13 protein-coding genes and 1 pseudogene are annotated in these 12,509 nt (G+C 61.9%); 7 read left to right on the forward strand and 7 right to left on the reverse strand.

Features of this window, described 5'->3' with window-relative positions; all coding sequences use genetic code 11:
* Positions 1–39 precede the first annotated feature (39 nt).
* Positions 40–1,735, reverse strand: a pseudogene (locus tag EXN22_RS19995) (DEAD/DEAH box helicase).
* Positions 1,736–2,056: 321 nt separating this feature from the next.
* Positions 2,057–2,812 (reverse strand): spermidine synthase, encoded by a 756-nt coding sequence (locus EXN22_RS20000; protein WP_130265688.1) that lies wholly within the window; start codon positions 2,810–2,812, stop codon positions 2,057–2,059.
* 130 nt (positions 2,813–2,942) lie between these two features.
* On the opposite strand from EXN22_RS20000, the gene EXN22_RS20005 reads away from it, so the two are divergent.
* Positions 2,943–4,289 (forward strand): class II 3-deoxy-7-phosphoheptulonate synthase, encoded by a 1,347-nt coding sequence (locus EXN22_RS20005; RefSeq protein WP_130265689.1) that lies wholly within the window; start codon positions 2,943–2,945, stop codon positions 4,287–4,289.
* Here the strand turns inward: EXN22_RS20005 and EXN22_RS20010 are convergent.
* Together EXN22_RS20010 and EXN22_RS20015 are read right to left on the reverse strand one after the other, a co-directional pair.
* Positions 4,270–5,511, reverse strand: a complete 1,242-nt coding sequence (locus tag EXN22_RS20010) for a winged helix-turn-helix domain-containing protein (RefSeq protein ID WP_130265690.1) — start codon at positions 5,509–5,511, stop codon at positions 4,270–4,272. The two genes, EXN22_RS20005 and EXN22_RS20010, sit on opposite strands and share 20 nt — an antisense overlap.
* A 58-nt stretch (positions 5,512–5,569) precedes the next feature.
* Positions 5,570–5,800, reverse strand: coding sequence for a DUF1127 domain-containing protein (locus EXN22_RS20015; protein ID WP_130265691.1), 231 nt, complete (start codon positions 5,798–5,800; stop codon positions 5,570–5,572).
* A gap of 98 nt (positions 5,801–5,898) precedes the next feature.
* Between EXN22_RS20015 and EXN22_RS20020 the strand changes: the two genes are divergently transcribed.
* A complete protein-coding gene (locus EXN22_RS20020; protein ID WP_130265692.1) occupies positions 5,899–6,753 on the forward strand; it encodes a LysR family transcriptional regulator in 855 nt (284 codons plus the stop codon).
* On the opposite strand, the gene EXN22_RS20025 is transcribed toward EXN22_RS20020, so the two are convergent.
* Positions 6,743–7,492, reverse strand: coding sequence for a sulfite exporter TauE/SafE family protein (locus tag EXN22_RS20025; protein WP_130265693.1), 750 nt, complete (start codon positions 7,490–7,492; stop codon positions 6,743–6,745). The genes EXN22_RS20020 and EXN22_RS20025 overlap by 11 nt on opposite strands.
* Before the next feature lie 109 nt (positions 7,493–7,601).
* On the opposite strand from EXN22_RS20025, the gene EXN22_RS20030 reads away from it, so the two are divergent.
* From EXN22_RS20030 to EXN22_RS20040, 3 genes are all read left to right on the forward strand, one after another.
* The gene (locus tag EXN22_RS20030; RefSeq protein WP_130265694.1) at positions 7,602–8,558 is read left to right on the forward strand and encodes a LysR family transcriptional regulator; all 957 of its coding nucleotides are present in this window, start codon (positions 7,602–7,604) and stop codon (positions 8,556–8,558) included.
* 56 nt (positions 8,559–8,614) lie between these two features.
* Positions 8,615–9,076, forward strand: a complete 462-nt coding sequence (locus EXN22_RS20035) for a MarR family winged helix-turn-helix transcriptional regulator (protein ID WP_130265695.1) — start codon at positions 8,615–8,617, stop codon at positions 9,074–9,076.
* A 127-nt stretch (positions 9,077–9,203) separates the two neighbouring features.
* Positions 9,204–9,632, forward strand: coding sequence for an organic hydroperoxide resistance protein (locus tag EXN22_RS20040; RefSeq protein WP_130265696.1), 429 nt, complete (start codon positions 9,204–9,206; stop codon positions 9,630–9,632).
* Positions 9,633–9,700: 68 nt separating this feature from the next.
* On the opposite strand, the gene EXN22_RS20045 is transcribed toward EXN22_RS20040, so the two are convergent.
* Both EXN22_RS20045 and earP read right to left on the reverse strand, forming a co-directional pair.
* On the reverse strand, positions 9,701–10,273 hold the full coding sequence (locus EXN22_RS20045; RefSeq protein ID WP_038994110.1) for an elongation factor P: 573 nt from the start codon (positions 10,271–10,273) through the stop codon (positions 9,701–9,703).
* Positions 10,274–10,321: 48 nt separating this feature from the next.
* Positions 10,322–11,455: an elongation factor P maturation arginine rhamnosyltransferase EarP gene (gene earP, locus EXN22_RS20050; protein ID WP_130265697.1), complete on the reverse strand. Its 1,134-nt coding sequence runs from the start codon at positions 11,453–11,455 to the stop codon at positions 10,322–10,324.
* Between the two features lie 121 nt (positions 11,456–11,576).
* Between earP and EXN22_RS20055 the strand changes: the two genes are divergently transcribed.
* On the forward strand, positions 11,577–11,954 hold the full coding sequence (locus EXN22_RS20055) for a hypothetical protein (protein ID WP_130265698.1): 378 nt from the start codon (positions 11,577–11,579) through the stop codon (positions 11,952–11,954).
* A gap of 4 nt (positions 11,955–11,958) precedes the next feature.
* Positions 11,959–12,441 carry a GreA/GreB family elongation factor gene (locus EXN22_RS20060; RefSeq protein WP_130265699.1) on the forward strand — a complete coding sequence of 161 codons (483 nt, stop codon included), beginning with the start codon at positions 11,959–11,961 and terminating at the stop codon, positions 12,439–12,441.
* The last annotated feature ends 68 nt before the right edge of the window (positions 12,442–12,509 follow it).

Raw genomic sequence — 12,509 nt, forward strand, 5'->3', positions numbered from 1 at the left:
ATCCCCGACTCAGTCGGGGATTTTTTTATCGCTCGCGGATCAGTCTTCGCGGTAGCGGCGCAGCTTCAGCTGCTTGCCGGCAACACGAGTGTCCTTGAGCTTGGTCAGCAGACGCTCCAGGCCTTCTTCCGGCAGCTCGACCAGGCTGAAGCTGTCGCGCACCTGGATGCGACCGATCGCTTCGCGGGCCAGGCCGCCTTCGTTGAGGATGGCGCCCAGCAGGTTCTTGGCGGCGATACCGTCACGCGCGCCCAGCGCGGTACGGCAGCGAGCACGACCTTCGCCCAACGGCATCGGTGCACGACGCTCACGCTCGCCACGGTCTGGACGATCACCAGTGCGCTCACGCGGGGCGGAGTTCGGAACCAGCGGCTGCTCTTTCTCCACAGCGTCCAGGGTCAGGGCCTGACCGTTGGTAGCCTTGCGCAGCAGGGCAGCGGCCAGGGCGCGCGGACTGCAACCGATGTCGGCAGTCAGACGATCCAGCAAGTCACCGTGGGTCGACTCAGCGTCAGCAACCAGCGGCGCCAGGCTGTTGGTCAGTTTCTTGATGCGTGCATCCAGAACCGCCTGGGCGTTCGGCAGGCGAACCTCGGCAACTTTCTGGCCGGTAACACGCTCGATCACCTGCAGCATGCGACGCTCACGTGGCGTTACCAGCAGCAGCGCACGGCCTTCGCGACCGGCACGGCCGGTACGGCCGATACGGTGAACGTAGGACTCCGGGTCGTACGGCATGTCGACGTTGAACACGTGAGTGATGCGCGGTACGTCCAGACCACGGGCAGCGACGTCGGTAGCGACGACGATGTCCAGGCGGCCATCCTTGAGCGAGTCGATAACGCGCTCACGCTGGTTCTGGGCAATGTCACCGTTCAGCGCAGCGGCTTTGTAGCCTTTGGCTTCCAGAGCGCTGGCCAGGTCCAGGGTGGCTTGCTTGGTACGTACGAAGGCGATCAGCGCGTCGAACTCTTCCACTTCCAGCAGACGCAGGACAGCGGAGACCTTCTGGTCGGCATGGACCATGAGGTGAGCTTGCTCGATCGCAGTGACAGTCTGAGTCTTGGTCTGGATCTTGACGTGCTTCGGATCACGCAGGTGACGCTCGGCAATTGCGCGGATCGAAGCAGGCAGAGTCGCCGAGAACAGTACGGTCTGGCGGGTTTCCGGCATGGCCTTGAAGATCACTTCGAGGTCGTCCATGAAGCCCAGCTTGAGCATTTCGTCAGCTTCGTCGAGCACCAGATGGTTGACGGTTGCCAGGACCTTCTCGTCGCGACGCAGGTGGTCGCACAGACGGCCCGGGGTTGCAACGACGATTTGCGCGCCGTTACGGATAGCTTTGAGTTGTGGGCCCATCGGGGCACCACCGTATACGGCCACCACGGTTACGCCCGGCATCTGCTTGGCGTAGGTTTCAAAAGCGGTGGCTACTTGCAGCGCCAACTCACGGGTTGGCGCCAGGATCAGGGCTTGCGGCTCGCGCTTGCTCGGGTCGATACGGTTCAGGATTGGCAGGGCGAAAGCAGCGGTTTTACCGGTACCTGTCTGCGCCTGACCGATCATGTCGTGACCAGCGAGAATAATCGGGATCGATTGCTGCTGAATGGCGGACGGCTCTTCGTAGCCGGTAGCCAACACTGCAGCAACAATGCTCGGATGAAGATCGAGAGCGGCGAAGCCGCCGGTTTCCTGGGTCATGGGTCTGCCTCTAAGTGCATCCGCAAAGACCCATGCTCCAAAGCTGCACATGCCTTGTAAGACCCGAAGGTCACCCTGGCAGCTTTGTCGGCGGGGATTTGCGAAAACGATTGAAGAAAAAAGGAACGTCAAGGAGAGTCCGCGTGGCGGACGCGCAGCCGAAGCTGGCTTCGGGAAATTGCACTACCTTAAACGAGGTCTGGTAAAAGACCGGCGCGTACTATACCTGAATTCGCCATTTACGGGAGTTTTTTTTAATGAAACACGCCAGCCCCAGGCCTCGTGACGGCGGGCCCGGAAAGATGGCGAGACTGTCGGCTGAATCGATTTTCCGCCAGTGACACAGTGACGCGCCTCAGGACGCCGGACGAATCGCGCCGATCAGCGGTTGCAACGAGTAGCCCAACTGCGGTGCCAGCGCCTGCGCCCGGGCGCCGAGACCCGGCAGGTCGAGCTGCTGGTCGAGGTCGGCGGGCACCATGAGAATCACATTGCCCTCCTTGACCGGCAGCTCCCAGTAGTGGCGATGATACAGCCCGCGCAGCAACGCCGCGCCCAGGGGTTTGCCATCATCGCTGGCCCACTGGTTGATCACCAGCCATCCACCGGGGTTCAGACGCCTCTGGCAATCTTCAAGAAAACGCCAAGCCAGGTGCGCAACGCCGGGGCCGTGATCGGTGTACAGGTCGACAAAGATCAGGTCGGCAGATTCAGCGCTTTCCAGCAACTCCATGGCATCGCCAATGCGTATATACAAACGCGGGTCATCGTCCAGGCCCATGTACTCGATGGCCAGGCGCGGCACATCCGGGCGCAGCTCGATGGCTTCGACGTCTTCGAGCGGCAGGAACTTCAGGCACGCCTGGGTCAGGGTGCCGGCGCCCAGACCCAGAAACAGCGCGCTTTCAGGCTCCGCGTGGGCCAGCGCGCCAATCAACATGGCGCGGGTGTAGTCGTACTCCAGCCAACTGGGATCGGCGGTGAACACGCAGCTCTGTTCGATCGCCTCGCCGAATTCGAGAAAGCGATAGTCATCGACCTCCAGCACACTGATGGTGCCGTATTGATCGTGCACCTGGGCCAGCAGCCGCTCCACCCGTTGCTCTGTCATGCTGTCTCCCGGCAAGCGCCGCTGTGCCAAGCAAAAAACCGCCATTGTCCGCCAACAGCGCCAGTGCAACAAGGCACGCGGCAACTGTTAACATGGCAAACAGCCCTTTTCCGACCAGATCGAGCCCGTGATGAACCACCCCTGGAGTCCTGACAGCTGGCGCGCCCTGCCGATCCAGCAACAACCAAGCTACCCCGATGCGGCCCACCTGCTCAAAGTCGAGCAGACGCTGGCCAGCTATCCGCCGCTGGTGTTTGCCGGCGAAGCCCGGGAACTGCGTCGGCAGTTTGCCGAAGTGACCCAGGGCCGCGCATTCCTGTTGCAAGGGGGCGACTGCGCCGAAAGCTTTGCCGAGTTTTCCGCAGCAAAGATTCGCGACACCTTCAAAGTATTGCTGCAGATGGCCATTGTCATGACCTTTGCCGCCGGCTGCCCGGTGGTCAAGGTCGGGCGCATGGCCGGGCAGTTTGCCAAGCCGCGTTCGGCAGGCGATGAAACCATCGGCGCAGTCACCCTGCCGGCCTACCGTGGCGATATCGTCAATGGCATCGGCTTTGACGAAAAGAGCCGGATCCCCGACCCCGAACGCTTACTGCAGGCCTATCACCAGTCCACCGCCAGCCTCAACCTGCTGCGCGCCTTTGCCCAGGGCGGTTTTGCCGACTTGCACCAGGTGCACAAATGGAACCTGGACTTCATCGCCAATTCGGCCCTGGCGGAAAAATACAGCCAGCTGGCCGACCGCATCGACGAGACCCTGGCTTTCATGCGCGCCTGCGGCCTGGACAGTTCGCCGCAATTGCGCGAAACCAGTTTTTTCACCGCTCACGAAGCGCTGCTGCTCAACTACGAAGAAGCCTTCGTGCGTCGCGACAGCCTGACCAACGACTATTACGACTGCTCGGCGCACATGCTCTGGATTGGCGATCGCACGCGCCAGCTCGATGGCGCGCATGTCGAATTCCTGCGCGGGGTCAACAACCCGATCGGGGTCAAGGTCGGCCCGACCATGAACACCGACGAGTTGATCCGCCTGATCGATGTGCTCAACCCGGACAACGACCCGGGGCGCCTCAACCTGATAGTGCGCATGGGCGCGAACAAGGTCGGCGAACACCTGCCGGCGCTGATCCGCAGCGTCGAACGCGAAGGCCGCAAAGTGCTGTGGAGCTCCGACCCGATGCACGGCAACACGATCAAAGCCAGCACCGGCTACAAAACCCGCGATTTCGCCCAGATCCTCAGCGAGGTCAAGCAGTTCTTCCAGGTGCACCAGGCCGAGGGCAGCCATGCTGGCGGCATTCATATCGAGATGACCGGACAGAACGTCACCGAATGCATCGGCGGCGCACGCCCCATCACCGAAGACGCGCTCTCGGACCGTTATCACACCCATTGCGACCCACGGATGAACGCCGATCAGTCGCTGGAACTGGCCTTCCTGATCGCCGAAACCCTCAAGCAGGTTCGTCGCTGAAGCCGCCGCAGGCCAGCGCCACGCGCAAGCGTGCGGCGCTGGCCCGCGGGCAGTTCAGTTGCACCTCGGCCAGGCCCAGCCAGCTGGCCATTCGTTGCAGGCTGTTGGCCAGGGCCTGCATGCCCGCGTCATCCAGCCCAAGTGCCTCTTCATGCACCGCGTGTACCACCAGACGATCATTGGCGCGCTCGGCACGCAGGTCGACCCGCGCAGCAATCCGTTCGTTGTGCAGGAACGGCAACACGTAATAGCCATATACGCGCTTGTGTACAGGGGTGTAGATCTCCAGCCGGTAGCGAAAATCGAACAGCCGCTCGGTGCGCTCGCGCTCCCACACCAGTGAATCAAAGGGCGAAAGCAAGGCGCTGGCGCTCACCTTGCGCGGTACCCGCGGCGAACCCAGGCAGTAACCGGCTTGGGTCCAGCCCTGCACTGCACAGACCTGCAACGTCCCCTCCTCGACCAGCTCGGCCAGCCGTGCACGGCTGTCGCCGGGGGCCAAGCGAAAGTAGTCCCGCAGGTCCTTTTCGGTGGCCACGCCCAACGCAGCAGCGGAATGTACCAACAGTCCGCGCTGAGCCTCAGCTTCCGCCATTGGCGGCTGCTCAAGCAAGACCGCTGGCAGCACCCGTTCAGGCAAATCGTACAGGCGTTCAAAACCACGGCGCCCGGCGACATTGACCAATCCTGCGGCAAACAACCACTCCAGTGCGTGCTTCTCGGCGCTCCAGTCCCACCAGGGTCCGGCACGCTCCTGGCGGGTCGACAGGCTGCCAGCGCCCAAGGCGCCCTGCTCGGTCACCGCCGCCAGCACCCGGGCGATCGTTGGTTGCTGCTCACGGGCAAAACGCGCCAGCTGTTGATAGATCCCCTGGCCCTGGCGCGCTCGGTCCATACGCCAGCGCATCAAAGGATACACTTCCAGCGGCAGCAACGAAGCCTCATGGCCCCAGTATTCGAACAGCTTGCGTTGGCGGTTGCGGCCCCAGGCCAGTTGATCGAGCAACGCCTGTGGATAACTGCCGAGACGGGAAAACAGCGGAAGGTAGTGAGAACGCACCAGGGCATTGACCGAATCGATCTGCACCACACCCAGTCGGTCGATCATCCGTTTCACCTGCGCGGCGCCGATCGCCGGGCTCGTCTGCCGGTTGTGGAAGCCTTGTGCGGATAACGCCAGGCGGCGTGCCTGGGCCAGGGAAAGGGACTGTGTGGTGGGCATGCCCGGCTCCTTGTGAACAAGCCCACTTACACTAGTCGTGGCACCTCGATGACGCGACTCATTTTTTCAGGGGGTCATCCCAGAATGGCCGCTCCACCTCTCGCAGGATATCCGCCCGGCTCAGACCGATATCGTCCAGCGCCGCGTCGCTCAGGCGCGCCAGTTCGCGGCGCTCGCGGTGCAGTTGGCGCCAGCGCATCAGGTGCTCGGCCATCGTATGCATGAAGTGCACAAACCAGCCGTGCCGGGACGTTGAGTACTGCAGAACAAACGATTTCTGACCTTTCATCGCCTTACCCTCTTGGTTGGGATGACGACAGTGTCAGACCGAGCATAAGATCAATCCAACGAATGTTTCTTATGTCATACATCTAAGAGATTGATGCCTTGTCCCAGTACCAGAGTATCGATTCCGACGTGCTGCGCACCTTCGTCGCCATTGCCGAACACGGTGGTTTTACCCGTGCAGGTGAAGTGGTCAACCGTACCCAGTCGGCGGTGAGCATGCAGATGAAGCGCCTGGAAGAAGACATCATCCAGCGCCAGCTGTTCGAGCGTGATGGCCGCCAGGTGCGCCTGACTGCCGAGGGTCAGGTGCTGCTCGGCTATGCCCGGCGCATCCTCAAGTTGCACGGCGAGGTGTTCAATACTTTGCGCATGCCGCACATGGTCGGCGTGGTGCGCATCGGCACGCCGGACGACTACGCCATGCGTTTTTTACCCGGCATTCTTTCAAGCTTCGCCCAGACCTATCCGCTGATCCAGGTCGAGGTGCAGTGCGACAGCTCGCGGCAGTTGATGCAACGCCAGGACCTGGACCTGACCATCATCACCCGTGAGCCGGGCAACGAAGTCGGTGAATTGCTGCGCCGCGAACGCGCGGTTTGGGTGCAGGCCCAGGGCTTCTGCCCCCACGAGCACAGCCCGCTGCCGCTGGCGATGTTCAATTGCGATTGCTGCTGCCGGACCTGGGCCTGCAACGCCCTGGATGCCGTCGAGAAGGAGTACCGGATCGCCTACACCAGTGCCAGCACCGCGGCGATCATGGCCGTGGTCAGTGCCGGCCTGGCCGTCACTGCGCAACTGCAGAGCCTGATCACCAGCGATTTGCAGATCATTGGTGAAGCCGAGGGCCTGCCACCGTTGCCCACCGCCAGCATCATGCTGCTGCGCAACCGCACCACACAGTCGGAAATGACCGACTGCCTGGCCGACTACATCATCGAAGGCTTCAGATCTTGAAAGCCAGCATCACTGCGCAGAGCACCAGAAAGCCGCAGAACAGTGAACGCAGGACTTTTTCCGGCAGGGCATGAGCCAGTTTCACCCCCCAACTGATGCTCAGCAGGCCACCGACCGCCAGCGGTACACCCATGCTCCACTGCACGTGCTGATGCACAGCGTAGGTCAGCAAGGTGACGGCGGTACTGGGGGCGGCCAACGCCAGTGACAACCCCTGGGCAACCACCTGGGTGGTGCCGAACACGCTGGTCAGCACCGGAGTGGCAACCACCGCCCCGCCCACGCCGAACAGCCCGCCCAAAACTCCGGCGCCGCTGCCCAGCACGCCCAGCCATGGCCAGGCCTGACGCAGCTCAGGCGAAGGTTGGGCGCTGCGCATGAACATCCGCGCCAGGTTCCAGGCCGCCAGCGCCACCAGGAACAGCACGAAGCCCAAGCGCATCGCCTGGGCGTCGACCCCCACCGCCCAGACCGAACCTAGCCAGGCAAAGGCGAAGCTGGTCACGGCCAGAGGCACGGCATGCTTGAGTTCGATGCGATTGCGCTGGTGGTAGCGCCAGAGCGCCAGCAACACATTGGGCACCACCATCACCAACGCCGTGCCCTGGGCCAATTGCTGGTCCAGACCGAACAGCACCCCCAACGCCGGAATCGCAATCAGTCCGCCACCGATGCCGAACAACCCGCCCACTGTGCCCAGTGCCGCGCCCAGCGCTATGTACATCGCCCACTCGATCATTGCCGTTTCTCTGGAATATCAATGGCTGCATGCTACCGAGCAGGCGCTAGCGGGGAAACGCACAGCAACGCACAATGGCTATGCCATTTACGCAAAAGCAGGAGACCACATGAATCCGGACGCTCTGACTGAACAACTCAGCCTGTTTCTTGATGTGCTGGAAACCGGCAGCTTTTCCGCCACCGCCCGCCGTCATCCGCTGACGCCTTCAGCGGTGGCCCGACGTATCGACAGCCTGGAAAGCGCAGTTGGCAGCCGTCTGTTCATTCGCAGCACCCACGCGGTGCGCCCGACACCGGCCGGCAATGCCTTCGCCGAACGCGCCCGGCGTATTGTCGAGGAACTGCGCCTGGCCCGCGCTGAAGCGGTGTCGTTGAGCAATGCGCCGGAAGGCCTGATTCGTATCGACGCTCCGGCCGCCTTCGGTCGCCGCCACCTGGCCCCGGCCATCGCCGATTTTCTCGTGGCCTACCCCGGCCTGGACGTGCAACTGCGCCTGATCGACAGCTTCGTCGACCTGCACGGCTCGCATCTGGGCGAAGTCGACCTGGTGCTGCGCGCCGGCCCCTTGGCCGATACCCGCCTGGTGGCCACACCACTGGCCTACATGGTCCGTATCGCCTGCGCCAGCCCCGCTTACCTGGCCCAACGCGGCATTCCCGCAAGCCCCGCGCAACTGCCCGAACACGATGGCCTGGACTGGGACGGCCTGGCCCCGCCCTTCGCCTGGCGCTTTGCGGTACAAGGGCAGATGCGCCTGCATCGCCCAACGCGCATGCGCATGAGCGCCAACAACGCGGAAACCTTGCTGTTCGGCGCCTTGGCCGGCCTGGGCATTGCCCACCTGCCCACCTGGTTGATCAGTGAGTACCTGCTGCGCGGTGAATTGCTGCCGCTGTTCTGCGACGACGGCCTGCCCGGCGCCGAAAGCAGTGGTATTTATGCCCTGCGCCTGGAACATGAAACGAACTCTCGCAGCCGTTTGCTGCTCGAATTCCTCAAGAGTCGCTTCAGCCCTGTTCCACCCTGGGACCTGGCACTGCAGAGCGAGCTGCGCTGGCAGTAAGTGCACTAATGACTTGCGTGCTAAATTTATACCACTCAACCCACTCAAGGATGTGCATGAACACCGACCCCAAAGCACCTGTTGCCTGCGACGAACTGCTTCTGGACAACCAGGTGTGCTTCGCCCTGCACTCGACATCACTGCTGATGACCAAGGTGTACAAGCCACTGCTGCAGCAACTCGGACTGACGTACCCACAGTACCTGGCGATGCTGGTCCTCTGGGAACGCGATGGTTTGACTGTAGGAGAGATCAGTCAGCGTCTGCTCACCGATCCGGGTTCACTGACGCCATTGCTCAAGCGCCTGGAGGCCGAGGGCCTGCTCAAGCGCACCCGTAGCCACGCAGATGAACGCGTGGTGCTGGTGCAACTGAGCGAACAGGGCCGCGCCTTGCAAGCCCGTGCCAAAGACGTGCCCCCCTGCATCCTGGCCGCCAGTGGCGAGAACCTCGAACGCCTGCAACAACTGCAGGCCGACTTGCTGGCACTGCGCGCCAACCTGCAAAAAAGCCTCTAGACGCTATGCTGAGAAATGACCGTTGGTAGGTCAGTCGAAAAATTATCTTGCGCGCTAAATAATTGCGCGCTAATTTAATTCTCACACCCACTCAGCGCCACGGCGCAACTCACACGCGAGGCACAACATGCAAAAGGTCACTGCGCTTTACATCGCCGAAGCCAAATCCACCGGTGGCCGCGACGGTAGTTCGCGTTCCAGCGACGGTAAACTGGAAGTCAAGCTGAGCACCCCCAAAGAGTTGGGCGGCGCAGGTGGTGATGGCACCAACCCCGAGCAACTGTTTGCCGCCGGCTACTCGGCCTGCTTCATCGGCGCCTTGAAGTTTGTCGCCGGCCAGGAGAAAAAAGCCCTGCCGGCTGACAGCGCGATCACCGCCAAGGTTGGCATCGGCCAGATTCCGGGTGGTTTCGGTCTGGATATCGACCTGCACATCAACCTGCCAGGCCTTGCGCAGGCTGAGGCGCAAAAGCTGGTGGACGCCGCTCACCAGGTCTGCCCGTACTCCAACGCTACCCGTGGCAATGTCGACGTACGCCTGCACGTCACTGTCTGATCGACAAACGCAAGGCATAAAAAAACCCGGCCAAGGCCGGGTTTTTCGATTTCGCAGCAATGCCAGGCTTAGACCTTGGCACGGCCCTTGTAGGAGCCGCCTTCGCGAGTGTCGATCTCGATCCAGTCACCGATTTCGATGAAGTCAGCAACGCTCAGCTCGGTGCCGTTCTTCAGTTTGGCAGGCTTCATGACCTTGCCCGAAGTGTCGCCGCGAGCGGAACCTTCGGTGTAGTCAACCTGACGAACGATGGTGGTTGGCAGATCAACCGAAACCAGACGCTCTTCAAAGAACACTGCTTCGCAGACGTCTTCCATGCCTTCTTCGATGAACGGCAGAACGGCCTCGATGTCTTCGGCGTTCAGCTCGTACATGGTGTAGTCGGTGGTGTCCATGAAGGTGTAGGTGTCACCGTTGATGAACGACAGGGTCGCTTCTTTGCGATCCAGGATCACGTCGTCCAGCTTGTCGTCGGCCGAGTAGACGGTTTCGGTCTTGTAGCCGGTCAGCAGGTTCTTCAGCTTGGTCTTCATGATCGCGCTGTTACGGCCCGACTTGGTGAATTCAGCCTTCTGAACCAGCCATGGATCGTTGTCGATACGGATCACGGTACCGGGTTTCAGTTCTTTACCAGTTTTCATTGCGATATATCCGAATTTGGATGGATTTACAAAAATCGAGGCCGCATATCATAGCCAATTTCGGTAAAACTGTACCAGCGCCGTGGCAAGGTCCGGCTGAGCGGCCTGTACTGCGCTCCAGCGGCGGGCGTGGCGGTGCAGTTCATCCCAGTGCATCAGCAGTTGTTGCCAGGCCTGCCCCATGTCGCTGTCCATGTTCCAGGCCCGCCACAGTTGCACCAGCGCTGCGGCAGCCGGAGCGGACAAACCCTGGACATACAAATCAAGAAACGCTTCGAGTTTCTCCCAGTGGGCGTACTCTTCCTGCACATAGATATGCCACAGCAGCGGCCGTGCGGCCCATTGCGCACGAATAAAGGAATCCTCGCCACGCACCGCATTGAAGTCGCAACACCACAGCAGGCGGTCATAATCATCCTGGCTGACGAAAGGCAGGATCTGCACGGTCAGTGCGCCCCGTCGGGCAATACTGCCCACCGTCAGCACCTGCTCGCCAAGCCAGGCCTTGACGTCGCCCAGCACCCGGCCTTCAGGCACCAGCAGGTGATTGGCACGGCTGTCACCCGCCAGGGCATCGAGCCAGCTGGCCACGCCGGGATTTTCGTAGGCGAACAGTGAAATCAGCCGAGCGTTATGCTCAGGCATTATGCCTAGCCCCTGCAGAAACCCGTTGCGTACGGCCGGGTCCGACTGCAGCGCGTCGCGCCGTGACAGTAAATCCGCTTCACGCAGCAAGCCGCCGGTTTTCGGGGTAAAGCCCGGAAAGAAAAATACCTTGCGCAGGCCATTGGCCTGGGGTGACGGCAAACCATGGCAACCTTCGACCCAGTCCTCGGCGCTGAGATAATCCAGATTCAGCCACAGCGGCGCACGGGCTTGTTCGAGCATGCCCTGCACATAGGCAGGCGGCAGCTGGCAGGCGAATGCACCAATGACTACATCAGCTACCGCCGTGTCCTGCCACTGGGTGGGCCATTGGCGCACATCCACACCCTGCTGCCATTGCTGGGCGAGATCGGCCCGGGCCTCGGGACAGATGCGCACGAACGCCTTCAGGTCATCCACCCACAAGCGCACCGCCAGCCCCTGCTCGGCCACCAGTTGCCGGGCCAGGCGCCAGGTCACGCCGATGTCGCCGTAATTGTCGACGACACAACAGAAGATGTCCCAGTGCGCTTTCATCGCGGCCCCTTGGAAAAAGCGCCGATTGTCCGGGTAAATCATCGCAGACAAAAGCATGGTAGGTAAAAAATCCACGCGGCCATGCGACAATGGCCACCCCTGCCCTGGCCAGGAGGCCATCATGCCCCGCCCCCGCGAATTGAAGATCACCCTCAAGCCGCTGCAATTGATCCTGTGTATCGCCCTGGGCCTGTGGCTTGGCGCGCTAGCCATCGCCCTGAGCCTGTGGCTGGCCGGGCGTCAGTGGCCTCAGACGCTGGAGCCCATCAGCCAGGTGGTCACGCCGCCTGCCGCGGCCCCGGCAGCAACAGATCCGCAGCAGCAGATGTTCGAGCACTACAAGCAGATCCTGCGCAAACAGGAAGTTCAGCAGGCGCAGGAACAGATGCAAGGCAACCCGCGCAACCTGTCCAACCCCAAGTGCCAGTTCTGGCTGCAACAGGACCGCACCGCGCCGAGCGAAAAGAGCCGCGCCCTCGTTCTCGAATTCTGTAACTGACACCATGACCAAAGCCGACTTGCTGCAACGCATCATCGACACCCTGGGCCTTGATCTGGACGTTGCCCAGCGCGCAGCGCAAACCGCCTATGAAGCGGCTACCGCCGAAGAGAACATCGCCGAAAACAAGTACGACACCCTGGGCCTGGAGGCTTCGTACCTGGCCACCGGCCAAGCCCGGCGCATGGAGGAAATCCGCCAGGCGCGGGCGGCGTACCAGCAGTTGCTGCTACGCGACTATGACCCGCAGCGCGGCATCCAGGTCAGCAACCTGGTGACCCTGGAGGCTGAAAATGGCAGTTGCCAGCGGCTGTTCCTCGGCCCCGAAGGCGCGGGGCTGAAGATTGGCCAGGGCGAACAGCTGGTCACGGTGATCACTCCGCGTTCGCCACTGGGGCAGCATTTGCTCGGAAAAGTTGAAGAAGATGAGGTCAGCCTGGTGCTGGGCGGGGTGCCACAGCGTTACTACATCCTCGAGGTTCTGTGACCGGGAACGTGGGAGCGGGCCTTGCCCCGCGATGCGCTGTAGCTGAGCGAATGCTATCGCGGGTCAAT

Source organism: Pseudomonas tructae, assembly GCF_004214895.1.
Lineage (GTDB): Bacteria > Pseudomonadota > Gammaproteobacteria > Pseudomonadales > Pseudomonadaceae > Aquipseudomonas > Aquipseudomonas tructae.